Origin of the sequence: Myxococcus sp. CA005, from assembly GCF_006518205.1 — a bacterium.
Taxonomy (GTDB): domain Bacteria; phylum Myxococcota; class Myxococcia; order Myxococcales; family Myxococcaceae; genus Myxococcus; species Myxococcus xanthus.
In genome coordinates this window covers 1-23,081 of the sequence record NZ_SRLV01000036.1, presented here as the reverse complement: position 1 = coordinate 23,081, position 23,081 = coordinate 1, and the positions used below count along the sequence as shown (strand labels likewise).

Here is a 23,081-nt window from a genome sequence, read left to right as displayed (position 1 = left end):
CGCCGGATGATATGCATGGGGGCATGAAACGCCTCCTCGCACTCACCAGCACCCTGGCGCTCGCCACCGCTTGCGGCAATGACAATCCGTCCGTTCCCAAGGCGGAGTGTCAGGTCGAGGCCATCGATGTGTCGGCCTGCCAGCTTTCAAGCCTCTCCGGCGTACAACCCGAGGGCATCTGGAACCTCAACATCAACCTCAACGACGGTTCCGGAGCCGCGGCCGCCATGCGGTTGTCGGGAGGGGGCAGCAACACCCAGATGCTGATGGGCCTCGCCGCCACGGAGCGGCAGAGCACCCCGGAGTCGTTCTTCCTGGCCAGCGAGTTCCAGGGCTCCAACAACGTGACGATGCGCTTCGCCGTCGCCGGGTGTTCCTCGTCCGGGCCCGGGCAGATGTCGGGCATCTTCCGGCGTTGCGCCAATGGCACCGCGGACATGAAGGGCACCTTCGAGGCCATCCGGCTGGGCCGCCGCGCGGGTGAAGCAGAGGCGTCCGGCGTGGAGCTGGTCAGCGAGGTGAAGCTGACCGAGGCCACGGCCACGAATGTCGCGGTGGCCCATGGCCACGCCTACGTGACGGCGGGGGCCAAGGGCCTCATCACCTTCGACCTGAGCGACCCCTCGCAGCCGCGCCAGGTCCGCCAGTACGAGCTGTCCAACGACTACTACACGGACGCGCTGGTGAACGGGAACACGCTCTATGTGGCCAGCCGCCGCAGCGGCATCGCCGTGTTCGACATCACCAACCCGGCGGTACCTGTCCGCCTGCGCTCCGTGCCCGAGTCCGTGGTGGAGGTGAACTCCCTCGCGCTGGACGGAAACGTCCTGTACGCGGCGTCGCCCGCGCCCAACGCGGAGGTGTACGTCTACGACGTCGCCACGCCCGCGGAGCCGAAGCAGCTCAGGCGGTACTTCGTCGAGGGCGCGGAGCCCCGGGCGGGGGAGGTGCCCCTGCACGTCGCGGCGATGGGCGGCCGGCTCTACGTGAGCAACTGGTCCTTCGGAATGACCGTCTCGGACGTCACCAACCCGGCGAGCCCGAAGCTGTTGGGCCGCTTCGCCAACGGCATGTCGGCCGCCACGGCGGTCGGCATGGTGGGAGACCGCGTCTACGCATTCGACGCGGGCGAGGACTGGGGCGCGCACCTGAGCGTGCTGGACGTGAGCGCGCCGGCCACGGTGGCCCGGACGGGTGAGTTCCGGACGCGCCCGGAGGTGTCCATCCGCTCGGTGGCGTTCTCCGGGACGAAGGTCTACCTGGCCTATGGTCAGGATGGCCTGCGCATCGTGGACGTGTCCGTCCCCGGCTCGCCCCAGCAGGTGGGTTACTACAACACCTGGCGGGAGACGGATGCGGGCCACGGCGTCGTGTTCCTCGAAGGCCTGAGCAAGGTGCACGTGCCGGGCGACGGATTCGTGTACGCGACGGATTCCTCGCGAGGCCTGCTCATCTTCCGCGAGACGACGGAGTAGGCTGTCTGGATGAGCGACACCCCGACGCGGTCCTGCGGCAGGTGCCAGACGCTTCCTCCCCTCGCGGAGGGCGCCGGGCGTCTGTTCCTGTGGAGCCCGGTGGGGCACAGCCAGGGCCGGCTGCTGTCCTTCCTCCGGGAGGCGCGGCACGAGGTCCAGGTGCGTGCCGAAGCCCATTGCGTCGAGGTGTGGGTGCCGGAGGCGGGGCTGTCGCCTCTGGCATCGAACCTGTTGGCCGCGCTCACGCAGGAGGAGGCGCGGGCCACCCGGGCGCTGTTCATGCCGGGGGCGGCGGAGCCCGGGCTGGGTGACTATCCCCGGGTGGGCTCACTCCAGCGGCTCGTCACGCGGACGCGCGCGGGGTGGCTGGTGGATTTGCTCTCCGAGGAGCGGCTCACCACGCACTTCCAGCCCATCGTCCATGCGCAGGACACCCGCTGCATCTTCGCGCACGAGGCGTTGATGCGAGGCCTGGAGCCGGACGGCACGCTGGTGCTGCCCGGACGGATGATGCAGACGGCGCGCGAGGCGGACCTGCTGTTCCAACTGGACCTGGCGGCGCGTACCACGGCCATCCGGCAGGCGGTGAAGCACGGGCTGGACACGCACCTCTTCATCAACTTCACGCCCACGGCCATCTACGACGCCACGGTCTGTCTTCGCTCCACGGTGGAGGCCATCCACGCGGCGGGCATTGCGCCGGAGCGGGTGGTGTTCGAAATCATCGAGACGGACCAGACGGCGGACGCGGAGCATCTGCGCGGCATCGTGGACTTCTACCGCAAGTCGGGTTTCCGGGTGGCGCTGGACGACCTGGGCGCGGGCTTCTCGTCACTGAACCTCATCCACCGGCTGCGTCCCGACATCATCAAGCTGGACATGGAGCTGGTGCGTGACGTCCACCTGGACCCGTACAAAGGCTCCATCGTGGAGAAGCTCCTGGAGATTGCGCGGACGCTGGGCATCCGCACGGTGGCGGAGGGCATCGAGACGCACGAGGAGCTGCGCTGGGTCCGCTCGCACGGGGTGGACTTCGTGCAGGGCTACCTCATCGCCCGTCCGCAGAGTCCCCCCGTGGGGGCGACGCCGTCGTTCACGGATTGAGCAGGACGTTGCCGGTGGCCTGTCGCTCGAGGTTGGCGGCGCGGAGGATGCTCAGCTGGACGCCTGCCTCCTGGAGGGCGAGCCGGGCATTGTATCCGTCGCGGTTGTTGACGAAGTTACGGGCGAGATTGAGCAGCGCACGCACGCGCTCCGCGTGGACGACGACCGTGCCCTGGCCGTCCTCCTCCGCGCTGTCACGCAAGTCGACGAAGGCGTTGTCGGCGATGTCGAGCGCATTGACGACGTCCAGCTCACCCTGTTCCAGCGCCGTGTCCGCCGCGAGCATCCACTGACTGGCGGTCTGAATCTGGGTCAGCCGGTCCTGTCGTGCCTGCTCCACGTCGACCGCGCGGTCGCCGTAGGTGTCCACCTGGAGCTGGACGGCCTGGTTTCTCACGGTGAGGTCGGCGTCGCGCTCGTTGAGCTGGGTTTCGAGCTGCTTCACCCGCTCATTCAGTTGTTCCATCTGCTGCGCGGGCGTCGGCTGATTCGTGTTCGGCGTTCCTGCGCCGCCAGTGCCCATCGGGTTGTTCGCGGGCGCTACGGTGGGCGGCGTGCCAATGGGCTCGGAGCGGCCGATGGGTTCCGAGCGGCCAATGGGCTCGGAGCGGCCGATGGGTTCCGAGCGGCCAATGAAAGCCGGCGTCGCGGGGGCAGGGGAGGGGACTGCGCTGGTCGTGCCTGTGCCGCTCTGGCCCGTGGGGGTTCCCTGCTGGGGTGCCGTCTGGGCGGCGGTCGCGCCCGTGTTGCCGAGGTTCTGCTGTTCCGCGGGGACGGTGTTTTCAGGGGGCGTTCCGCTGCCGTCTTGCTGCGGGCCCGTCGTGCCGGCGCCACCCGTGCCTGTGTTGCCGGTGCTCGTGCCGGATCCACTCACGTCCTGCCCCGTCACACCCGAACCACCCGCACCGCTCGTCGTCCCACCCGTGGTGGCCTGGCCCGTCGAGGTGCCGTCAGCCCCCGTCTGCTGTCCGCTCCCACCCATCGCGGCCTGTTCCTGTTGCAGCGCCTCCAGGGGCGAGGGAACTGGCTCGTAGCGCTGCGCGGCCTCCTCGGTGGCGACCTGTCCCGGCATCGGCGGTGGCGCGCCGTCGGGCAGGACGGGCGTCAGCACGAAGTCGCGCGGTGACGCATCCTCCGGCGCCTCATAGACGTAGCCCGCCGGGGGCCTCAGCCCTTCAATCTCTTCCGCCGCCTGCTGGTTCGCGTCCTGGAGCGCCGCTGCGGCCGGGTCCCGGATGGAAGGGTCCTCGGGAGGAATCATGACCGGCGCGTTCGGCAACTGGCCGAGGCCCCACCCTGCAGCGATGGCAATCCAGAGGCGCATGGCGGAAATCTGTCCATCCGTCCGCCCTCGGACACCCCAACTGCCTGTACGGCGCCCGGCTGGCTGCTCGCAGGGCGGGCATCCCCGAAACTGCCTGCTCGCGCCCTGAAAACACCCAGGGCCGCGCTCCCGGAAGCAGGGGAGCACGGCCCTCGGGCACCTCAGGACGCGTCGCCGGACTCAGAGGCTGATGCGGAGCCCCGCTCCCAGTTGGAACGTTGGCGCGGGTATGGAGAAGGCCGGAATCGGCTGCCCATCCACGACGAGCCCCTCCGGCACATCAACGGCGAGCCGGAACTCACCGCCGCGCCGTCCGTAGTTCACCGAGCCGTACGCCTCCACCGTGAGATACGTGAGCGCCCGGTGCATCACGTTGAGCCGCGTGGTGAACGAGCGGTCCGACAGGTTGCCCAGCGTGAACAGGTTGAAGGACGTCCGCTCCAATGGACCAGGCCGGTCCAGGAAGAGGTACGCGGCGCCGTAATGCCGTCCCAGGTAGAGCGGGTTGAAGGCGCCCTTCAGCAGCAGGTACGGATACCCGAACGAGCCGGTGTAGCCCGTGGAGTTGAAGAAGTACTCCACGCCCAGCACGGCCAGGTCGTTCTCCCCATACGGGAAGCTGTAGGTCGCGCCCGCCGTCATCTGCGGCGTGAGCCGCGAGGGAATGTAGGCTTCCACCTGGACGCCGTTCTGCGCGATGTCCTCGAGCGTCGTCCCTTCCGGAATGCGGTACAGCGGCCGGTCCGTGCCTTCCTTCAGCGCAACCTCGGCGTAGACGTCCAGCGGCCCCAGCGGCGAGGACACGTCGAGCCCGAAGCGGGGCTTGCGTCCATTCTGCGCCACCGCGCTGGCGCCCAGCTCCGCGGGCCCCAGCAGGACTTCCGCGCGCAGCGCGCCGCCCAGGCGGCCCAGCCGGTTGACCGGGTCACTGCCGCCGGCCTGGGACGTGGGACTTCCGCTCGGGTCGGTGATGGCGCCCACGTCCGTGCCCAGGTCATCCATGACGAGGATGCCGTACACGTTCCAGCCCTTGGACTCCCAGGGCACGTGCACCTTCAACATGGACACGCCCGTGCGCAGGTCCACGAAGGCCAGCGGGTCTCTACGCTGGGGCGACAGGAAGTCCGTGGGGTTCCAGATCTGCCCGGTGCCCCACTTCACGTGCTGCTTGCCCACGGTGAAGAACACCGTGCGCTCCAGGTCGAAGCGCAGCCACGCCTGGTCCAGCAGCACGCGCGGGTTCGCCGGGGCGTCCGCCGTGGTCCGGGGCGGAATGGCGGGGTCGTAGTTCAAGCGTCCCACGACGAAGCCACGGATCCGGTCGGACGGGCGCGCGTCGAGGTAGCCGTCCACCAGCGTGGGGGCGGAGAAGGACGTCTGGCGGAGCGAGGTGTTCTCGCTACCCGCCATGAAGCCGCGCAGGTAGAACTGACCGCCAATCTTCAGCGGATCGTCCACCACGTCCTCGGTGTCGAAGGCGCTCCGGGTCGCAGGGCCGTTCAACACGTCCGCGTCCCGGTTTTCGTCAGGCGCGGTCAGCGGCGGCTGCCGCTCCGTGGCGCCCCCGGTGGTGCCAGGGGCCACGTCCACCGTCGGCTCCGAGCCGTCACCGCCGAAGAGCGCATCCTCGTCAGGCCGGCCCGATTCCTCGCCCGCGGGTGCCTCCGCGGGCGTCTTCTCCTGCCCGCCTCCGAAGAGCGCGTCCTCGTCGGGCCGCTCCTCGGACTGGGCCCACGTGGGCGTACCGGTGAGGGCCGCGGACAGCGCCGCGGCCAGGGTGAGCGTGCGCGGGGTCATCGGCTCTTGCTCTCGAGCCACGCCTTGGTGAAGAGGTTGGCTTCCAGCGGACGCAGGTCCACTGTCTTGACGAGGATGGTGGTGGAGTTCCCCTTCTCGATTTCGTCGTAGATGCGCATCTCCTCCGGAATCCAGACGTCGTCCTTCTTGGACTCGCTGAACATCTTCTTCCAGCGGGGGTAGAGCGCCGTGCGCATCTTCCGGCCGGACAGGGCGTATTCCTCCTGCTTGAGGATGTTGCCGGAGGCCTTGTCCACCCAGACCTTGAGGACGGGGTAGGCCACGTCCACGCCGGGCTTGACCTTCAGCGTCATCAAGTGGGCCGTGTACTTGCCCAGCTTCGCCTCGCCCTCGTAGGACGGGTCATACTCCTCGGCCAGCCGCGACTCGTCGAAGTCCGCGCGGCGGCTGTCGGTACCCGCGATGCGCTCGCGCTCGGTGCGGCGCTCCCAGCGGCCCACGTTGGGGTCGTAGTTCCAGAGGTTCTTGTCCAGGCGCAGATAGCCCTTGCCCGCCTCCGTCTTGGGCTTGGTGAACAGCATCATCAGCTTGTCGTCCTCGTCGCGGCGGTAGACGACCAGCTCGTAGACGAGGTCCGCCTTCCCCTTCTCCTTCTGCTCCAGGTACACCATCGCCTTGTAGTCGCCGCCGTTTCGCTGGCGGTCGTCGATGGTGGCCAGGAGCTTCACCTGCTCGGCCTGCTCCAGGGCCAGGGCGGCCGGGGCGGACAGCAGCGCCACGGCCAGCGCCGCGGCGGACAGCATGTTCTTGAGGCTCATAGGGTCACCCGATGTGGTGCATCGCCGTCACCGGCTTGAGCCGCGCGGCGAGGAAGGAGGGAATGAGCGAGATGGCGGTGGTGCACGCGGTGATGAAGGCCATGGCACCCAGGATGGACGAGGGGTGCACGGCCAGATTCAAGGTGTCCGACATGATGAAGACCGCCACCACCTCCGGGACATGCACGGCCATGGCATTGACGGCCAGGCACAGCACCAACCCGGTGCTGGCGCCCGCCAGCGTGCCCAGCATGCCCAGCAGGAGCGCCTCGAACACGAACATCAGCAGCACGCGGGTGCGCTGCATGCCAATGGCGCGCAGGGTGCCAATCTCCCGGGTGCGCTCCCGGATGGCGATCCACAGCGTGTTCATGATGCCCACGCCGATGATGACCATCAGCACGAAGATGAGCACACCGGTGAGGCTGTTGAGCGCGGTGAGCGTCCAGGTGATGAAGGAGATTTCGTCCTCCCAGTTCGTGATGTCCAGCCGCTGACCCGTCCAGGCCTCACGGTTGACGGTCTCGAACTTCATGAAGAACGCGCGCGGGTCGTGGTCCATCACCGTGTGGCCCGCGTCCGTCAGCGTCTGGCGCAGCCGCGCCTGCACCGCTGGCACATGCTGGATGTCCTTCAGGTAGAGCAGCAGCGCGCCCGCGGTGTCGCTCTTGAACTGGTACAGCGAGCGCAGCGTGTCCGACGGCACGAAGATGCCGAAGTCGCTCAGCATGCCCATGTCGGCCGCGATGGCCACCACGCGCGCGTCCACCGTGTTGCTGGCGCCTCGCAGCGTCTGGGCGGCCAGCGTTACGGACTCGCCCACCTGGACGTTGAGCTTCTTCGCCTGCTTCTCGAAGAGCAGCACCGTGCCGGACTCGGCCAGGCCGTCCAGCGAGCCCGCGCGAATCTGCAGCACCTGACGGAGGCCGGGCTCGGACTGGATGTCGATGCCGCCCACGCCCACCTGAATGGAGGACGTCTCACTGACGACCTTGAGCCAGCCCCGGCCGCGCTGGACGGCGAAGTCCAGCTCCGGCACGTCCTTGCGGATCTGCTCCAGGATGGCCGGATAGCCGGTGACGACCGGCGCCGCCTGGCCCGCCGTCACCTTGTAGAACCCGGCCACGTTGACGTGGCCGGTGGACAGCGTGGTGGCGGAGCGGAGCATCGACTCCTTCATGCCCGTGGACAGGCCCATGAGGATGACGAGCAGCGCGGTGACGCTGGCGATGGCGCCGCCCAGCAGCAGGGTGCGCCTGCGGTGGGTGCCGAGGTTGCGGAATGCGATGAGGAAGAGCTGGAGCATGTTCTCACTCGTCCGTCTGCATCGCCTGGAGGGGCGAGACCCGGGTCGCGAGGAACGCGGGATAGAGGGTGGAGATGGCGGAGACGCCCAGGACGATCACGAACGCCGCCACCAGGTTGCTGGCGCTCAGCGTGGGGAACAGCCGGGGGCCGGAGAAGAAGAAGTAGAGCGCTTCGTTGCCCGCGGGGATGCCAGCGCTGTTGAGCAGGGCCATGATGCCGCTGCCCACCAGTGAGCCGGCCGAGCCGAACACGAGCCCCAGCACCAGCGTCTCCACCAGCACCATGCCCAGGATGAAGGAGCGCTGCGCGCCAATGGCCCGCATCGTTCCCACCTCGCGCACGCGCTGCATGGTGGCCATCATCATGGCGTTGTTGATGATGACCAGTGCCACCACGAAGATGATGAAGACGGCGAAGTAGAGCACCAGCTTCCCGAGCAGCACGAACTGCCCGATGATGCCCGCCGCCTCCTGCCAGGACACCACGCGCAGCTTCAGGCCCGCATCCTTCGCCGCCTGCCGCAGCTCCACCATCGTCTGTTCCAGCAGCTCCGGGTCCTTGAGCATCACCGCCGCGCTCAGGGCCACGCCTTGCTCGATTTCCTGCTGGGTGTAGACGCGCTGGAGCAGGTTCTCACGCGTGAGCGCCCCCTGGTCTCCGGTGAAGGCGGCCTGGTCGTCCACGTCGCTGGACGTGGCCTCGGCCACCAACTCGTTGTCGCTGGCCTCACCGAAGAGGGCCTCCTCGGCCTCGTCCCGGCTGAGGGCTTCCAGGCCGCTCTGCTTCTGGATTTCCGCCAGCTCCGCCTTCTTGTCCGCGGTGAGGTACCCGTACAGGTCCCGGAACGACATCAGGTCCATCAGGCTCAGCGCGCCGGCCATGGCGGACTTCTCCAGGCCCTTGAACTGGTAGGTGCCGTAGACCTTCACGTTGACGCTCTGCATGTAGCCGGTGCGCGTGAAGGCGGTGATGGTGAGCACGTCCCCCATGCGCAGCCGGTAGAGCTCCAGCAGCGGTGCCAGCTCCGAGTAGAACTGGGCGTAGCGGGTGTCGAAGTTGGCGTCGTCGGTGGTGAAGAACTGCGTCAGCAGCTTGTCCAGCGCGGGCTCCTGGCTGCCCAGCAGCTTCTGCAGCCGCTCCACCATCTTCCGCGTCTTGACGGGGTCCAACTGGAAGATGATTTCCCGCGTCTGCGTCTGGTTCTCCTTCACCCAGCGCTGCAGGTCCGGGTCGGTGGCGATGGCCTTCTGGTTGAGGTCCCGCTCCTGCTTGATGTGGTCCAGCCGGAGCGCCGACTTCATCTTGAGGAACTCTTCGTAGAAGAACTTGGACAGCAGCATGCCTCGCTGCCCGGTGGGCACCGGCTGTCCGTCCACGATCTCCATGCGGTCGAAGGTGCGCTGGAACGCGTCCAGGTCCGTGCCGGCGTAGCGCAGCTCCAGCATGTCCCCGTCCGGAATCTGTGGGGCGATGCGGTTCTCCAACAGCTCCAGCGCGGTGTACGGGGCCTCCTCGAAGGCGTCCCAGAACGCGTCCGTGCGCGCCCGGGCGAGTGCTTCCACCTCCGCGGGGTCCTTCTGGGCGCCGCCCAGCTCCTGCTCGCTCTTGGCCGTCTGGTCGGCCATCAGGTCGACCATCTGCCGCACGTGCCCCTTGACGCTGTCGATGCTCTCCCGCAGCTCGGGCGTCTCACCGGCCTCGTCGCGCTTCTTGTAGAGCGCGCGCAGGTTCGACAGCGTCAGGTCCACCGTGTTGCCGGAGGTGACGATGGCGCCGCTGGTGCCCAGGGGCACCACCGTCTTCACGTTGGGGTGCTTCTCCAGGAAGGGCCGGAGTTGGCTGAAGTCGTCCAGCGCGGCCAGGTCCGGCTCGCCGCTCATGCTGCCGTAGAGGGCCAGCGGGTCCTTGGAGTCATCCGAGTAGACCTGGATGTGGCCCGCGACGCTGCCGATGATGCTGCGGCTCATCGCGCTGTCCATGCTGTCCATCAGCGCTCCGCCCACCACCACGAGCAGGGTGCCGAAGAAGATGATGCCGCCGATGAGCAGGTTGATCTTGCTGGAGAACAGGTTGCGGAAGGCTACCTGCAGCAGCAAACGGAGTTGTCCCATGGTCAGTGGCCTCCAGAGGCCATGGCGCGGCTGGCCTCGGCGGCGCTGATGCGGTCCAGGAACTTGCCGTCCGCCAGCCGCACCACCGCGTTGGCGTGGCTCATCACCTTCGCGTCGTGAGTGGAGAAGATGAAGGTGGTGCCCTCCTTCTGGTTGAGTTCCTTCATCAGGTCGATGATGTTCTGGCCCGTCACCGAGTCCAGGTTGGCCGTGGGCTCGTCCGCGAGCACCAACTGGGGCCGCGTAACGAGCGCGCGCGCCACGGCCACGCGCTGGCGCTGGCCTCCGGACAGCTCGTTGGGCCGGTGCTTGGCGTGGCTTGCCAGGCCCACCTGCTCCAAGAGTTGCATCACCCGCTCACGGCGCTGGGCCTTGTCCAGCTTTCGCTGGAGGAGCAGCGGAAACTCCACGTTCTGGAAGACGCTGAGCACCTGCACCAGGTTGAAGCTCTGGAAGATGAAGCCAATGGTGTTGAGGCGCAGGTTCGTGAGCTGGCGCTCCGTGAGCTGCTTGGTGTCCTGCCCGGCCACCCGGACCACACCTCCGGTGGCGGTGTCCACGCACCCGATGAGGTTGAGCAGCGTCGTCTTGCCGCTGCCGGAGGGTCCGGCGATGGAGATGAACTCACCGGCATGGACCTCCAGGTCCACGCCCCGGAGCGCCGGGACCACCACCTTCCCCAGGGTGTAGTCCTTGGTCACGTTCGTGATGGAGACGATGGAGGACTGCGAAGCGGTGGGATTCATGCGGTACGTCCTTTCGAAGTCTTGACGGGGCGTGGCGGACGGGGGGCATTCGCTGCGCGCCACCGCTCGGCGATGCCTGTGAGCTCAGCCTTGTAGAAATCACAGAAAGCAGAAGCCTCTCGCAAGCTGCGATTTCCTGCGAGACGCGGAACCGCGAGGGCCTCGGAGCAGAGGCGGCCGAAGGCGCTCAGGGACTCCTCGGCGACGCGCAGCTTGCCTTCCCAGCCCTGTGAATGGATGACGTAGTAGTGCTGCCGGTCCCCCGGAACGCTGGCGGGTTCCACCAGGCCCATGTCCGTGCAGGCTCGCAGGTTGGTGGACACCGACGCCGCGCTCACGTTGAGCAGCATGGCGATGCGCTTGTTCGACAGGGGTTTGCCCGCAAGCATCAACAGCGCGTAGATGCGCCCGCCGATGCGCGTGCCCCCCCGCCGCTCGAAGTACAGCCCCATCGATTCGATGAAGCGACGTTCGGCGGCTTCCAGTTCCACCATGCCTGTCTCCACGCCTCGCCGGCTGGGCGTCGCGGTGCGGAGCGCACGGCAGCCGGGGTGACGGGCAGGCTTTTAGGCGGCGGGGTTTCGTTCAGTCAATACTGAATGAACTGTACGGAGTGGAGGGTGAGGCGAATCCTCCATGCGCACGTCCCATGGCGCGGGGCCCACAGCCGACTCGCGGCTGCGGGCCCCGAAATCCCCTTCATGGGGTGCAGGTCTGACATGCCCAAGGGTGTGTCATCAGTACGTGTCGGGCGAGGTATTGGAGCCCGTGTCCGGGTTCATGGTGCTGCTGTCGCCCGCGCCACCGGTGCCCTCGTGCTGCTCCATGCCGGAGCCGCCCTTGTTGTTGTCCTGGTTGATGGACGAGTCCGGCGTCAGCGTCGGGTCACCCGCGCCACCCGTCCCCGAGAGGGAGATGCTCTTGGCGACGTTCTTGGTCTCCTTCACCTCGTAGCTGGCGCGAATCTCCTGGCCGGGGCGCAGGTCCTTGGCCTTCTTCAGGGTCGGGTCGCTGAATCGGGTGCTGCGGTCGACCTCCAGGGGGACCACCGCGCCATGCATGTCGACGAAGATCTTGTCGCTCTCCGCCTTCACCACGCGGCCGTTGAGCTCCTTCTGGCCCATGGGGGCCTTCTGGCCCATGGTGCCGGAGCCGCCCTGGCCCGGCGCAGTGGGCGTGGTGGTCGTCCCGCGTCCGATGGTGGTGTCCTGCTGGATTTCGCTCTGCCCCACCTGGCCCGAGCCACCCTGGGCCGCCGAGGAGTCCTTCGGCTTGTTCCCGTCGTTGTTGGCCAGGGCGGTACCCGTTCCGAGCATGGCGATGGTGGCGAAGACGCCAACGAGCTTCTTCATGGAGGTTCTCCTGTGGTTGTTGTGAGTGGGCGGGGGCGGCGACGCGACGTCCCCCGTTGGAGAGAAGCTAGGTGCGCGCGTGGAACCGGACAGGGCTTGCTCACCCCCCTGCTGGAATGGCCGTTCGCTCTCCGGCCGGTGGTTCGGGGGCCGCGCGCATCCGGGGAAGAGGGGAGCGCCTTGTAGGAAGCGGGGCTTTTCCCTTACCGTCGGGGGCCCAGCGCCCACTGGCCAGCCCGGCCGGTGGCCCGACAGGAGACCGTCTCCGCAATGCCCCCGACCGCCAAGCCGTCCCAGACCGCGCAGGACCTCCCCGCGCCCTCGTTTCCCGCCATCGAGTCACTGCTCGAGGCGGCCTCCGTGGAAGAGGTCCGTGGCTTCTTCGATGGGGTGAAGACGGGCCTCACCGAACTCAAGGGCCCCAAGGTGGAGCAGGGCAAGAAGGCCCAGGCCGCCATTGGCCGCGCGGAGGAGCTGCTGGAGATGCTGGTGGAGACCCGCGAGCGGCTGATCGCCGAATCGAAGGGTGGCAAGGGTCGGAAATGACGGTGGTTTTTCCCCGGGAGACTCTTTTTTTCCGGGGTTAGGCAACCGGCGAGGCCCCCCGCCGATAATGCAAGTGAGAGCATCCTGAGCATCGATGATCTCTGACCTTTCCGCTGAAAGCAGCGCCTGGAGGAAGCAATGGCGAAGATCGACAACATGATGGGCCCGAACGTTCGTCTCTCGACCAACGTCACGACGGCGCGGCAGACGCCGGACACCGGTTTCGGCGCGCGGCTTCACAATGGTCTCAACAGCGCCGCCAGCGCCGTGGGCACGGGTGTGGGCGCGATGGCGGGCATGGTCCCCGGCGGGCAGATCGTCTCCGCCGCCGTCTCCTCGATGCACACGTTCTCCTCGACGGGTGGCTCGGGCATGGGCGCGCCGTACGCGGGCGTGATGAACACCGCGGTGGCGGGCAACCTGGGCGGCGCGGTGGCGCCGGCCGGCGGCGGTGTCGTCGCGGGCGGTCTGGGTGGCGCGGTGGCTGGCTCCGGCTCGCCGCTGGGTCTGGGTGCGCAGGGCAGCGGCAGCACCACGGACACCGTCAACGGCAACTTCTCGCTGAACAAGATGGCCGAGGAGAACTCCAAGCTCCTGAACCTGCAGGCCGCCATTCAGCAGGAATCGCAGACTTTCACCGCGATCTCGAACGTGATGAAGTCGCGGAACGATACGATCAAGAACTCCATCAGCAACGTCCGCTAACTGCGGGCGTTGTCGCCCAAGGGAGCGTCAATGGCGGACACCTCGGAGATTTCGAACAGCCTCGTCCCGCTCGGACGCCAGCAGGCCAGAGTCCTGCTGGAGGCCGGTTACCTGTGGCTCGACATGGGCCACTTCGACAAGGCGAAGGAGATCTTCTCCGGGGCGGCCGCGCTGATGCCCCGGAGCGAGGTACCCCAGCTGGCGCTGGGCGCCGTGGAGTTCTCGCAGGGCCGTCATGACAAGGCCCTGCAGGCCTACCGCGTCGCGCAGCGCCTGGCCCCGCAGTCCGGGCTCCCTCGGGCGCATGCGGGCGAAGCGCTGCTGTTCATGGGGAAGGTTCCCGAGGCGCTCAAGGAGCTGAAGGCCGCCATGGACCTGGATCCGGACGGGGACGGTGCCCGCCTGGCGCAGTCCCTCATCCAGGCCAAGGAGGCGGGAGTCCTGCCTCCGGCGAAGACGTAGGACGGAGGTCACGGCGATGGCTGTCGGAGGTGTCGGACGAGGCGGTGGGAAGGGCCGCGCGGGTGGCGCGAAGGGCCCTGCCGGCGCGGCTCCGGCGGGTGGCGCCAGCTTTGGTGGCCGGGTGGACCGGACGGAGTCTCTTGTCGGGCCCTCGGGTCTGGTAGGCTCCAGCAATGTCCAGGGCCCCCAGGCCGCGGATCCAGTGGCCTCCCAGGCGGTGGCCATTGCCCGGAAGCTGAAGAACGGGGGCTTCAAGAGCAAGGAAGAGGCGACGCAGGCCCTGGTCGCCGAAGTCCTGAAGGAGAAGCTCCGCATGAAGTCTTCCTCCCTCACCACCAAGATTGCAGACGCGCTCCAGGATGATCCGCGGCTGAATCAGGTCCTCGAGCGGCTGTGGTCTAAGGCCGAGTGAGCGGCGCTTGGCTCTGGGCGACGACAGGCAGGTCATCCTCGAGAAGTACGGCCCCTACGTCCGGTCGCTGGCGGCGACCGTGCGCAAGCAGTTCAACGCCCAGCTGGAGCTGGATGAGCTGCTGGCCTACGGCCAGATAGGCCTTCTGGAGGCCGCCGAGCGGTTCGACCCGAAGGTCGGGGCCAACTTCCTCACCTTCGCGCACTACCGCATCAAGGGCGCCATCTTCGACGGGCTTCGGAAGATGGGCGTGCTGCGGGGTTCCGATGCCCGCAACGCCTATGTGGGAGAGCGGGCGGCGGCGTATCTGGGAAATCTTTCGGATCGTGAGGCCGGAGCAGGCAACCGCGGCAGCTCATTCGACGATGATGTGAATGACATCTCGGATGCGGTGACGGGGCTGGCGATGGTTTTCGCCACCAGCATCGAAGGCGCGGACACGGCGGGTTACACCGACGAGTCGCTCCCCGTCGACATCCGGATGGAGCAGGAGCAGCTGAAGACGCGGGTGCGGGCGGCGATCGAGAAGCTCCCGGAGAAGGAGCGAAAGCTCCTGATGGGGTACTACTTCCAGGGCAGGACGCTGGAGGAAGCGGGAGCGGAGATAGGGCAGTCGAAGAGCTGGGCTTCGCGGCTGCATGCGCGGGCAATCGACCGGCTCAAGGAACTCTTGAATGAGGAGGAGGAGCTCCCTCCTTCTCCGATGGATGCAAGGAGGGTCTCACATGGCGGGTCCGATGGCCGGAGTCTCCGCGGCGCAGGTCGCGCAGCAGAAGCTGCAGGATCAGGGCGCTCAGCAGACGAACAAGCAGGGCGCGTCGAAGTTCGACGGAGTTCTCGCTGACAAGGCGCAGGGCGCCGGTCAGGTGGACGCCGCCCAGCAGGTGAACAAGGCCCAGGCGGCGCAGGCCACCCAGCGCACGGATGCCGTGCGTCAGGTGGAGACCGTCAACAAGACGGAGAAGGCCGCCCTCAACAAGGTGCACGGCGCCCAGGAGTCGGTGACGACCAAGGCGGCGGAGCCGGTGACGGCCAAGGCCGAGGCGTCCAAGTCGTCCAAGGCGGGCGACATGATGACGCAGATCGTCGGTGACCTGGAGAAGGGCCAGGTCAACCTGGAGCACATCATCAAGCAGGCCTCCAGCGGCAAGGCGTTCTCCAACGCGGAGCTGCTGTCGCTCCAGGCCTCCATGTACCAGTACACGCAGCAGCTGGACCTGACGAGCAAGGTCGTGGAGAAGGCGACCACCGGCCTGAAGGACGTCGTCAAGACCCAGGTGTAGGCCCAACCCCGGTTTCCCGGCGGCGCGGCCTCAAGAAGGGCGGTCCCTCCCTCTACGAGCGGGAGGGGGCGCCCTTCCGCGTTTTCCGGGGGCCTAGTAAGCTCCGACCCGCCCATGATTCGCCGACCGCACGCGTTTGCCGCCTCGCTTCTCGCCCTTCTCTTCCTGACGGGCTGCCACATTGAACTCCAGCACGCGCTGAGCGAAGCGGACGCCAACGAAATCTACGTCCTGCTCAGCAAGAACGGCATCAACGCCAAGAAGGAAAAGGAAGAAGGCGGCAACGAGGTGCGGTTCATGATCACCGTGCCCAAGGCGGATGCCGCGCAGGCGGCGGAGCTGCTCAAGCTCAATTCGCTGCCGCGGCCGGTGGAGAAGGGCCTGGCCCATTTCGCCAAGGGCAGCATGGTGCCCACCGCGACGGAGGAGCGCGCCATGCTCCTCAAGGCGATGGGCGGCGAGGTCTCCAATGCGCTGAATCAGATCGACGGCGTGCTGGAAGCGCGCGCCATCGTGATGATTCCGGAGAACAATGACCTCACGCAGCCGGAGAACAAGCCGATGCCGTCCGCGTCGGTGTTCATCAAGTACCGCCCGGGCGAGGGGGGCAAGCCGCCCATCGACACCGCCGTGGTGCAGCAGTTCGCGGCCACCGCGGTGCCGGAGCTGAAGGCCAGCGCGGTGACGGTGCTGATGACGCAGGCCCTGCCGCCGTCGGCGGAGACGGACGCGGAGAGCCGCCTGCAGGACGTGCTGGGGCTGCGCATGACGGCGGCCAGCGCCAGCCAGTTCAAGGTGATGTTCGCGGGCGCCTTCGTGCTGGTGCTGGCGATGCTGGGCCTGACGATGTGGACCTTCATGCGCGGCGGCTCCAGCAGCGCCCCTGCCACGCGCGCTGGAGCGCGTACCCGCGGTCGTCCTCCCGAGGCTTGACGTCACCGCCCCTCACGGTGGGGCTTCCCTCCTTCTCCCAGCGGGCGTCCGTGGGGCCCGCGAGGTGACGTTTGGACTCGTTCTTCACCTCGCTCAACAAGCGCCAGAGCATGCTGCTCCTGACGGCCGTGACGTTCTGCGGCCAGGAGAGCCTCGGCGCCTTGGAGCACCTTCCCGAAGAGGAGGGGGCGCTTCTGCGTCATCGCGCGCAGGAGCTGCTTCAGGTTCCGCGCGAGAAGCGCATCCCCGCGCTGGTGCAGGAAATCAAGCGGCTGGTGAAGGACCGCCGTGGTCAGCTCTGGAGCGCCGAACCGGAGCGGTTGGCTGCGCTGCTGCAACGTGAGCGGGGCGCGTTGGTGGAAGTGGTGCTGCGCGCGCTGCCGGGCACGCTGGCGGAGGCGGTGCGCGCGCATCTGCCGCCCTCGCGCGTGAAGCTGACCCGCGAAGTGCGCCCGCAGGTCCTGGACATCGTCCGGTGGAAGCTGGAGGAACTGCTCGCGCGCGAGGTCGCTGGGCAGCAGGCCGCGGGCTTCAAGTTCGCGGACGTGCTTCAGCTTCAGCAACGGGAGCTGCTCACCATGTGCGACCGGTTGGGCGCGCGGGTGCTGGGGCCGGCGCTGGCGGGCCTTCCGGACGCGGAGCGCGAGGCCATGCTGGAGCAACTGCCGCCGGACTTGAAGCTGCTGGCCACCAAGGCCGTGGCCGCCAACGCTCCGCGCAAGCTGCCGGAGGAGGATGCCCGGGCGCAGTTGGAGCCGCACGAGGGCCTGACGCGGCCCTCGGTGGCGCTGCGCAGCGCGGGGGCTCAGCGGCTGGCGCGCGCATGCGTGGCGCAGTCTCCGGAGTTCGCCGCGCGCATGCTGGAGAAGTACCGCGGTGAGTTCGGAAGCCTGCTGGCGAAGTGGGTGCGCGAGGAGCGCGTGCGTCCCACCGCGCGAGGCGATGGCGGCCGGACCGACATCGTGATGGACCTGGAGCGGCTGGCCACGCGTGGCCTCATTGAGCGGCCGGTTCGCCTGGCGACACCGCCGCCTCCGCGTCAGTCCGCCGTTCTTCCTCCGCCTCCGGGAGCCCGGAAGGCGGCTGCCGCGGCGGCGCCACCCGCGGCCAAGGCGGCGGCGCCCGGTGGGGCTGCGCCTGCTGGGGCGGCACCTGCCAAGGCTGCACCTGCTGCTGGGGCGGCACCTGCCAAGGCGGCAGCTGCTGGCCGGGATGTACCGACACGACCGCCGGCGCGGGGGCAGGCCCCGGGTGCGGCTCGCCAGGGCGCGGGAGCACCGGCCCGGCGGGACTTCATGGCGGAGCGAGCGGCGCGAAACGCGGGTGTGTTGTCCTCGCGTGAGCCGTCCCGCGTGGCCACGCCCGCGAAGCGACAGGATGGCTCCGCGGTGCAGCGGATGCCGGCCCGGCGTGAGCCCGCGAACGAGGGCGGCGCGGGGGCTCGCCGTGAGGGTGAGGGGCCCGATACGCGTCCGCCTCGCGCGGATCCAGAGGGCGCGCGCATCGGTCCGCCGCCTTCTCGGCTGGGGCAGCGCGGCGCACGGCCTCGCCCCCAGGACCCCGACACGCTGTCAGAGCGGGACCGCGCGCGGGTCGCCGAGGGTTCCCGGGTGCATTCGCGTCCGCCCGACGAGCGTTCCCGTGTGGCAGAGGGCTCGCGGGTTCAGGCTGGAGGCCAGGGCGAGCGCTCGCGGGTTCAGGCTGGCGCGCAGGACGAGCGCTCACGCGTGGCCGAGGGCTCGCGGGTCCACGCCCGACCTGCGGATGAGCGTTCCCGTGTGGCGGAGGGCTCGCGCGTCCATGCCAACGTTCCAGACGAGCGCTCACGCGTGGCCGAAGGCTCCCGCGTCCAATCCGGAGCCCCAGATGAGCGTTCCCGGGTGGCCGAAGGCTCCCGCGTCCAGGCGCGCCCAGCGGATGAGCGCTCCCGCGTCGCGTCCCGGGGGCAGCAGCGTCCGGCGGAGGAGCCTCCCCGGGCCGCTCGGATGAAGTTCGGGGCCGCGGAACCGGAGCGGGAGGTCTCAGAGGTCTCCCGGGTGTTCCGCTCGCGCGCATCCGGTACCCAGGGAGGCCAGGGAGGCGGCCGGGCCAAGCCCCCCGAGGCGGAGCCGGAGCCGGAGCGTCCCCCCCGGGTGCTGGTGGGGCGGGCCATCACCTCGCCGGCCCTGGCGCCCATGCCCAAGCCCCGGGGGGAGGGCACGTCCGTCCAGCGTCGTCCCCGCTCTCCGTCGGGTACCGACCGTCCTGTGCCTCCGGGTGCAGGGGGACGTGGAACCAAGGGCGGAACGCGCTAGCATCCGGCTCGCAAGGAGCGGCCCATGGCGATCGGAAAGGTGATTCGAGGTGATGGGACGGCGGAGCCGGCGCACGCGCCCGAGCGTCCCGTGCTGCGGCCTCCCCGCGCGGGAGTGATGAACGCCGAGGTCTTCGAGGCCCGACAGGGCGCGTCGGCCATCCTGGAGGAGGCGCAGCGCGAGAAGGAGCGCATCCTCGCGGAGGCGCAGCGCGAGCGCGAGGACCTCCTCGCCAAGACGCGTGAGCAGGGCCGCCAAGAAGGCCTGGCGCAGGCCACCGAAATCATCCTTCGCGCGAAGATGCAGGCGGGGGAGGTGCTGACCGGCCACGAGCAGGACGTCATCGCGCTGTCGCTCAAGGTGGCGGAGAAGATCATCGGCCGGAGCCTGGAGAAGGACCCGGAGCTGATGGTGGAGCTGTGCGCCGCTGCCATCGAGAACCTGCGCAGCGCCCGCTCCATGATTCTGCGGGTCCACCCGAAGACGGCCGCCGTGCTCCGCGCGAAGAAGCCGGTCCTGATGGAACTCATCGGCCGCGCGGTGGATCTGGCCATCAAGGAGGACCCCGAGGTGGCCCCCGTGGGCTGCATCGTCCAGACGGAGTTCGGCACGGTGGACGCACAGCTTCCCACGCAGTTGGAGATGCTCCAGAACATCCTGTTGCCGGACACCGCGCGTAAGGAAGGGCCGGCTTGAGCCGGAGCGTCAAGGGACTCGCCCATGGCCATTGACCTCTCGCGGTACTTCGACCTCATCAAGGAAGCGCAGGTCGTGCGCGTGCGCGGCCGCGTCACGGAGCTGACGGGCCTCATCATCAAGGCCAGCGTGCCCAACGTCCGCGTGGGCGAGCTGGTGCTCATCAAGAGCCGCAACCGCGGCGCGGTGAAGGCGGAGGTGGTGGGCTTCCAGGGGGATGAGGTGATGCTCATGCCCCTGGGCGAGCTGCACGGCATCGGTCCGGACAGCGAGGTCATCCCCACCGGCAAGCCGCTGAGCATCAAGTGCGGAGAGGCGCTGCTGGGCCGTGTGCTCAACGGAATCGGCGAGCCCATGGACGGCCACCCGTTGCCGGAGGAGGGCCTCATCGACTGGTCCGTGGACCGCGACTGCCCGGACCCCTTCACCCGCCAGCGCATCGAGCGGCCACTTCCCCTGGGCGTGCGCTGCATCGATGGGCTGCTCACGGTGGGAGAGGGTCAGCGCGTGGGCCTCTTCGCCGGCTCCGGCGTCGGCAAGTCCACGCTGATGGGGCAGATTGCCCGGAACACCAAAGCGGACCTCTGTGTGGTGGCGCTCATCGGCGAGCGTGGCCGCGAAGTCCGTGAGTTCATCGAAGACGCCATGGGCGAGGAGGGCATGAAGCGCTCCGTGCTGGTGTGCGCCACCTCCGACCAGCCCAGCCTCGTGCGTCTGCGCGCGGCCTATGTCGCCACCGCCATCGCCGAGTACTTCCGCGAGCGCGGCGGCAACGTGCTCTTCATGCTGGATACGGTGACGCGTCTGGCACGTGCCCAGCGTGAGATTGGCCTCGCCGTGGGTGAGCCCCCGGCCCGTCAAGGCTACCCGCCGAGCGTGTTCTCCATGCTGCCGCGCATCCTGGAGCGCACGGGCAACTCGGAGAAGGGCAAGTGCACCGCCATCTACACCTGCCTCGTGGCCGGCGGTGACATGGAAGAGCCCATCGCCGACGAGGTCCGCGGTATTCTCGACGGCCACTTCATCCTCAACCGTGCCCTGGGTGAGCGCAACCAGTGGCCCGCGATGGACGTGCTCGCCAGCCTCAGCCGTGTGATGAGCGGCATCGTCTCCAAGGACCACAAGAAGGCGGCGGGACGGCTCCGAGAGCTGCTCTCCACGTATGAGAAGCAGCGCGACCTCATCCTCCTGGGGGCCTACCAGTACGGGACGGATCCCCGCACGGATCAGGCCATCGACAAGTACGACGCCATCATCGACTTCCTCAAGCAGGACACCCACTCCAACTCCGGGTTCGAGGAGACGGTGGAGCAGCTGATCGCCCTGTTCGACGAGTAAGGCGCTGGCCAGGGGTGCGCGGCAGGGATTCCGGGTTAGGATGGGGCCAACATGCCCCCGTACCGGTTGCAGGCCCTGCAGGACATGCGCGCCCGGGCCAAGGAAGAGGCGGAGCAGGCCTTTTCCTCCGCCATCAAGGCGCTGGAGAAGGAGAAGGCGGAGCTCCAGCGTCTCATCGACGACCTGGAGCAGCGCAAGCGCGAGCGCAAGGCGAAGGTGGCCGCCTACCTGAAGGAGGTCATGTTCAAGGGGGCCGGCATCAACGGCATGAACATGATGAACCGCTTCGAGGAGCGCCTGAAGGACGAAGAGGCGCAGGTGGCGCTGGAGGTGGAGCGCCAGCGGGAGGCCGTCAAGGTGGCCGAACGGCTGGTGGAGCAGCGCCGGCGGGAGATGGCCGAGGCGGCGAAGGAACTGAAGGCCATCGAGAAGCACCGAGAGAACTGGCAGAAGCAGGTGAAGTACGAGCGACAGCAGCGTGAGGAACTGAACCAGGAGGAGATTGGCAACGCCTTGTTCCTGGCGCGCCAGCGCAAGTAGTAACCTGCGCCCTCCCCATCCCCCTGGAATGACGTCATGAGCCGAGTTGACGACGATCGCGAAGCAGCGCGCCTGGCCGAGCGCCTCCTCCAGGAGAAGAAGCTCGCCGAGGGGCAGGCCAAGAAGCGCCAGGAGGGGGCCTCCGCCTTCCAGCGGCTGATGCAGCAGTCCCAGCAGCCGCCTCCGTCGCCGGGCCCGGCGCCCGCGCAGCCCCAGCAGCAACAGGGCGGTCTGGCGCGCGCCGTGCTCGCGCGGGCCACCCAGCAGGGCAAGACGTTTGGTGAGCGGGTGCAGCAGGAGCAGCAGCCCGCCATGAAGGAACTGGCCCAGCCGCAAGCCCAGGCGCAGGGCCAGGCCGCGGAGGCTCGCGGCGGCTCGCGCGCGTCGGACGCCCGGGACGCCCGGCGCACCGACGAGAAGCGGACCTCCGAGAGCCGCGAGAAGGACCTGGGCAAGGCGGAGTCCTCCCTGGGGCAGGTCAGCTCCGAGCGGGGCGCCGCCATCCGGGCGGATGCCGACGCGGGCGGCGGCAAGGGCAGTGGTGGTGGCAAGGACAAGAAGGACGGCGGGTCGGAGTCCATCGCCCCCGGCTTCCGCTTCAACCCCGCGCTGATGGCGCCGGTGCCCGTGGCCAAGCCCAAGGGCACCGCGGGCTCGGAGCGCCTGCGGGCCCTGGCCACCGAGATTGCGCAGAAGATTGTCGACCGCGTCCGCGTGGGCACGAACGCCGCGGGCAACGCGGAGTTCCAGATCGACCTGCGGGGCGACGTGCTCAGCGGTCTGTCCATCAAGGTCAGCGCCCGGAACGGGAAGATTTCGGCCACCTTCAGCGGCAGCAACCGCGAGGTGCTCAAGCAACTCGAGGGGGCCAGCGAGGGACTGCGGTCCGCGCTCAGTGGCCGTGGGCTCCGGCTTGAAGACGTCCGCTTCGAGGCGAAGGCATGAGTCTCGAATCCGAGGACGAAGGATCGGGCGTCCACGAGCGCACGATGCTGGTGGACCTGAGCCAGCTCCGGCCTTCGCGCCAGGCGCCTCCGCAGGAGTCCCCGGCATCCCAGGAGCCACCCGCCAGCCAGGAGCAACGCTGGCGGCCCTTCGCTTTCCGGAACCTGGAGAAGGTCTCCCGGGCCCAGGGACTGCTCGCGGAGCGCTTGCGGTGGCTGACGCCCGCGGACGGCACGGCGGTGGCCGTGGCGGCTCGGCTCACGGAGTTGTTCGACGCGGAGGTGCGCCTGACGGTGGAGTCCGTCCAGGTGCGGCCCATGGCGGAGCTGCGGCGCTTCCTGGGCGACCCGACCTTCCTGGCGGTGCTCGCGCCCGGGGCGCTCCAGGGCCGGGCGGTGCTGGAGGTGGAGCTCGCGCTGGCGCACGTGGCGGTGGACCTGCTGCTGGGCGGCGCCGGTGAGACGGTGGGCCTGCGGCCGCTGACGGACATCGAGGAGGGCGTGATGGCCTACGTCGTCCTCGAGGGGCTCAAGCTGCTGGTGCCGGGGCTGCAGGCGGCGGTGCCGCGCCCCCGGTTGGACGGCGTGGCGCGGGGCGTGGACGAGGTCTCCGCGCGGCTGGGGGATGATGGCCCCATGCTGGCGGTCCACCTGCAAGCGACGCTGGGGCCGCACAGCGGCATGGTGCGGCTGGTGGTGCCCGCGGCGGTGCTGGACGCGGCAGAGCCGGCGGTGGAGAGCACGCAGCGGCGGGCCCGGGGGAAGGCGGACCTGGAGGCCTTCGCGAGCCGCCTGTCGGCGGTGCGCAGTTGGCTTCGCGCGGAGATTGGCTCGGCGGAGATTTCCGGCCAGGACCTGGCGAGCCTGCGGGTGAAGGACGTGCTGCTGGTGGACGCGTTGTCGGCGCGCACGGACAAGGGCGAGGCGGGCAC

At 68.7% G+C, this 23,081-nt stretch carries 23 protein-coding genes; 15 read left to right on the top strand and 8 right to left on the bottom strand.

Translation table 11 applies throughout. The features are described from left to right. Positions 1 to 23: 23 nt before the first annotated feature. Together FMQ63_RS17735 and FMQ63_RS17730 are read left to right on the top strand one after the other, a co-directional pair. Positions 24 to 1,475 (top strand): LVIVD repeat-containing protein, encoded by a 1,452-nt coding sequence (locus tag FMQ63_RS17735; protein ID WP_225909915.1) that lies wholly within the window; start codon positions 24 to 26, stop codon positions 1,473 to 1,475. A 9-nt stretch (positions 1,476 to 1,484) separates the two neighbouring features. Further along, the gene (locus FMQ63_RS17730; protein ID WP_020477617.1) at positions 1,485 to 2,579 is read left to right on the top strand and encodes an EAL domain-containing protein; all 1,095 of its coding nucleotides are present in this window, start codon (positions 1,485 to 1,487) and stop codon (positions 2,577 to 2,579) included. Here the strand turns inward: FMQ63_RS17730 and FMQ63_RS17725 are convergent. The 8 genes from FMQ63_RS17725 to FMQ63_RS17690 form a co-directional block, all read right to left on the bottom strand. Next, positions 2,569 to 3,903 (bottom strand): hypothetical protein, encoded by a 1,335-nt coding sequence (locus FMQ63_RS17725; RefSeq protein ID WP_225909916.1) that lies wholly within the window; start codon positions 3,901 to 3,903, stop codon positions 2,569 to 2,571. The two genes, FMQ63_RS17730 and FMQ63_RS17725, sit on opposite strands and share 11 nt — an antisense overlap. 180 nt (positions 3,904 to 4,083) lie before the next feature. Next, positions 4,084 to 5,700, bottom strand: coding sequence for a hypothetical protein (locus tag FMQ63_RS17720; RefSeq protein ID WP_026113932.1), 1,617 nt, complete (start codon positions 5,698 to 5,700; stop codon positions 4,084 to 4,086). Beyond that, positions 5,697 to 6,479: an outer membrane lipoprotein-sorting protein gene (locus FMQ63_RS17715; RefSeq protein ID WP_011552502.1), complete on the bottom strand. Its 783-nt coding sequence runs from the start codon at positions 6,477 to 6,479 to the stop codon at positions 5,697 to 5,699. Before FMQ63_RS17715 ends, FMQ63_RS17720 begins: the two co-directional genes overlap by 4 nt. Before the next feature lie 4 nt (positions 6,480 to 6,483). After that, complete coding sequence (locus FMQ63_RS17710; RefSeq protein WP_011552503.1) at positions 6,484 to 7,785, bottom strand: ABC transporter permease; 1,302 nt, start codon at positions 7,783 to 7,785, stop codon at positions 6,484 to 6,486. Positions 7,786 to 7,789: 4 nt separating this feature from the next. Then, positions 7,790 to 9,898: an ABC transporter permease gene (locus FMQ63_RS17705; RefSeq protein ID WP_011552504.1), complete on the bottom strand. Its 2,109-nt coding sequence runs from the start codon at positions 9,896 to 9,898 to the stop codon at positions 7,790 to 7,792. Between the two features lie 2 nt (positions 9,899 to 9,900). Next, entirely contained in the window at positions 9,901 to 10,644 is a 744-nt protein-coding gene (locus tag FMQ63_RS17700) for an ABC transporter ATP-binding protein (protein WP_011552505.1), read from the bottom strand. Beyond that, on the bottom strand, positions 10,641 to 11,138 hold the full coding sequence (locus FMQ63_RS17695; RefSeq protein ID WP_011552506.1) for a GbsR/MarR family transcriptional regulator: 498 nt from the start codon (positions 11,136 to 11,138) through the stop codon (positions 10,641 to 10,643). Before FMQ63_RS17695 ends, FMQ63_RS17700 begins: the two co-directional genes overlap by 4 nt. Positions 11,139 to 11,381: 243 nt before the next feature. Continuing rightward, positions 11,382 to 11,996, bottom strand: coding sequence for an RNA-binding protein (locus FMQ63_RS17690; RefSeq protein ID WP_216608802.1), 615 nt, complete (start codon positions 11,994 to 11,996; stop codon positions 11,382 to 11,384). A 270-nt stretch (positions 11,997 to 12,266) separates the two neighbouring features. Here FMQ63_RS17690 and FMQ63_RS17685 point away from each other — a divergent pair, with 270 nt between their 5' ends. From FMQ63_RS17685 to FMQ63_RS17625, 13 genes are all read left to right on the top strand, one after another. Then, positions 12,267 to 12,542, top strand: a complete 276-nt coding sequence (locus FMQ63_RS17685; protein WP_026113931.1) for a hypothetical protein — start codon at positions 12,267 to 12,269, stop codon at positions 12,540 to 12,542. 138 nt (positions 12,543 to 12,680) lie between these two features. Continuing rightward, the gene (locus tag FMQ63_RS17680; protein WP_011552509.1) at positions 12,681 to 13,247 is read left to right on the top strand and encodes a hypothetical protein; all 567 of its coding nucleotides are present in this window, start codon (positions 12,681 to 12,683) and stop codon (positions 13,245 to 13,247) included. 30 nt (positions 13,248 to 13,277) lie between these two features. Next, positions 13,278 to 13,709, top strand: coding sequence for a lipopolysaccharide assembly protein LapB (locus tag FMQ63_RS17675; RefSeq protein ID WP_026113930.1), 432 nt, complete (start codon positions 13,278 to 13,280; stop codon positions 13,707 to 13,709). A 16-nt stretch (positions 13,710 to 13,725) separates the two neighbouring features. Next, positions 13,726 to 14,121: a hypothetical protein gene (locus FMQ63_RS17670; protein WP_011552511.1), complete on the top strand. Its 396-nt coding sequence runs from the start codon at positions 13,726 to 13,728 to the stop codon at positions 14,119 to 14,121. A gap of 7 nt (positions 14,122 to 14,128) precedes the next feature. Continuing rightward, complete coding sequence (locus FMQ63_RS17665; RefSeq protein WP_011552512.1) at positions 14,129 to 14,965, top strand: sigma-70 family RNA polymerase sigma factor; 837 nt, start codon at positions 14,129 to 14,131, stop codon at positions 14,963 to 14,965. Next, complete coding sequence (locus FMQ63_RS17660; protein ID WP_228556445.1) at positions 14,847 to 15,404, top strand: ATP-dependent helicase HrpB; 558 nt, start codon at positions 14,847 to 14,849, stop codon at positions 15,402 to 15,404. Before FMQ63_RS17665 ends, FMQ63_RS17660 begins: the two co-directional genes overlap by 119 nt. 114 nt (positions 15,405 to 15,518) lie before the next feature. Next, positions 15,519 to 16,337, top strand: a complete 819-nt coding sequence (locus tag FMQ63_RS17655) for a type III secretion system protein (RefSeq protein ID WP_011552514.1) — start codon at positions 15,519 to 15,521, stop codon at positions 16,335 to 16,337. 71 nt (positions 16,338 to 16,408) lie between these two features. Then, entirely contained in the window at positions 16,409 to 18,631 is a 2,223-nt protein-coding gene (locus FMQ63_RS17650) for a hypothetical protein (protein WP_011552515.1), read from the top strand. A 24-nt stretch (positions 18,632 to 18,655) separates the two neighbouring features. After that, on the top strand, positions 18,656 to 19,327 hold the full coding sequence (locus FMQ63_RS17645) for a FliH/SctL family protein (RefSeq protein WP_011552516.1): 672 nt from the start codon (positions 18,656 to 18,658) through the stop codon (positions 19,325 to 19,327). 24 nt (positions 19,328 to 19,351) lie between these two features. Next, positions 19,352 to 20,665, top strand: coding sequence for a type III secretion system ATPase SctN (gene sctN, locus FMQ63_RS17640; protein WP_011552517.1), 1,314 nt, complete (start codon positions 19,352 to 19,354; stop codon positions 20,663 to 20,665). A gap of 51 nt (positions 20,666 to 20,716) precedes the next feature. Beyond that, entirely contained in the window at positions 20,717 to 21,205 is a 489-nt protein-coding gene (locus tag FMQ63_RS17635) for a flagellar assembly protein FliH (RefSeq protein ID WP_011552518.1), read from the top strand. A gap of 36 nt (positions 21,206 to 21,241) precedes the next feature. Further along, entirely contained in the window at positions 21,242 to 22,150 is a 909-nt protein-coding gene (locus FMQ63_RS17630) for a flagellar hook-length control protein FliK (RefSeq protein WP_011552519.1), read from the top strand. Continuing rightward, a partial coding sequence (locus FMQ63_RS17625; protein WP_141276673.1) for a YscQ/HrcQ family type III secretion apparatus protein occupies positions 22,147 to 23,081 on the top strand: 935 nt, incomplete at its 3' end. The genes FMQ63_RS17630 and FMQ63_RS17625, both read left to right, overlap by 4 nt.

What these genes read in the sequence shown, in the direction of transcription:
- FMQ63_RS17735 (WP_225909915.1), top strand. Translation starts at nt 24, where the DNA reads ATGAAACGCCTCCTCGCACTCACCAGCACCCTGGCGCTCGCCACCGCT.
- FMQ63_RS17730 (WP_020477617.1), top strand. Translation starts at nt 1,485, where the DNA reads ATGAGCGACACCCCGACGCGGTCCTGCGGCAGGTGCCAGACGCTTCCT.
- FMQ63_RS17725 (WP_225909916.1), bottom strand. Translation starts at nt 3,903, where the DNA reads ATGCGCCTCTGGATTGCCATCGCTGCAGGGTGGGGCCTCGGCCAGTTG.
- FMQ63_RS17720 (WP_026113932.1), bottom strand. Translation starts at nt 5,700, where the DNA reads ATGACCCCGCGCACGCTCACCCTGGCCGCGGCGCTGTCCGCGGCCCTC.
- FMQ63_RS17715 (WP_011552502.1), bottom strand. Translation starts at nt 6,479, where the DNA reads ATGAGCCTCAAGAACATGCTGTCCGCCGCGGCGCTGGCCGTGGCGCTG.
- FMQ63_RS17710 (WP_011552503.1), bottom strand. Translation starts at nt 7,785, where the DNA reads ATGCTCCAGCTCTTCCTCATCGCATTCCGCAACCTCGGCACCCACCGC.
- FMQ63_RS17705 (WP_011552504.1), bottom strand. Translation starts at nt 9,898, where the DNA reads ATGGGACAACTCCGTTTGCTGCTGCAGGTAGCCTTCCGCAACCTGTTC.
- FMQ63_RS17700 (WP_011552505.1), bottom strand. Translation starts at nt 10,644, where the DNA reads ATGAATCCCACCGCTTCGCAGTCCTCCATCGTCTCCATCACGAACGTG.
- FMQ63_RS17695 (WP_011552506.1), bottom strand. Translation starts at nt 11,138, where the DNA reads ATGGTGGAACTGGAAGCCGCCGAACGTCGCTTCATCGAATCGATGGGG.
- FMQ63_RS17690 (WP_216608802.1), bottom strand. Translation starts at nt 11,996, where the DNA reads ATGAAGAAGCTCGTTGGCGTCTTCGCCACCATCGCCATGCTCGGAACG.
- FMQ63_RS17685 (WP_026113931.1), top strand. Translation starts at nt 12,267, where the DNA reads ATGCCCCCGACCGCCAAGCCGTCCCAGACCGCGCAGGACCTCCCCGCG.
- FMQ63_RS17680 (WP_011552509.1), top strand. Translation starts at nt 12,681, where the DNA reads ATGGCGAAGATCGACAACATGATGGGCCCGAACGTTCGTCTCTCGACC.
- FMQ63_RS17675 (WP_026113930.1), top strand. Translation starts at nt 13,278, where the DNA reads ATGGCGGACACCTCGGAGATTTCGAACAGCCTCGTCCCGCTCGGACGC.
- FMQ63_RS17670 (WP_011552511.1), top strand. Translation starts at nt 13,726, where the DNA reads ATGGCTGTCGGAGGTGTCGGACGAGGCGGTGGGAAGGGCCGCGCGGGT.
- FMQ63_RS17660 (WP_228556445.1), top strand. Translation starts at nt 14,847, where the DNA reads ATGGCGGGTCCGATGGCCGGAGTCTCCGCGGCGCAGGTCGCGCAGCAG.
- FMQ63_RS17655 (WP_011552514.1), top strand. Translation starts at nt 15,519, where the DNA reads ATGATTCGCCGACCGCACGCGTTTGCCGCCTCGCTTCTCGCCCTTCTC.
- FMQ63_RS17645 (WP_011552516.1), top strand. Translation starts at nt 18,656, where the DNA reads ATGGCGATCGGAAAGGTGATTCGAGGTGATGGGACGGCGGAGCCGGCG.
- sctN (WP_011552517.1), top strand. Translation starts at nt 19,352, where the DNA reads ATGGCCATTGACCTCTCGCGGTACTTCGACCTCATCAAGGAAGCGCAG.
- FMQ63_RS17635 (WP_011552518.1), top strand. Translation starts at nt 20,717, where the DNA reads ATGCCCCCGTACCGGTTGCAGGCCCTGCAGGACATGCGCGCCCGGGCC.
- FMQ63_RS17630 (WP_011552519.1), top strand. Translation starts at nt 21,242, where the DNA reads ATGAGCCGAGTTGACGACGATCGCGAAGCAGCGCGCCTGGCCGAGCGC.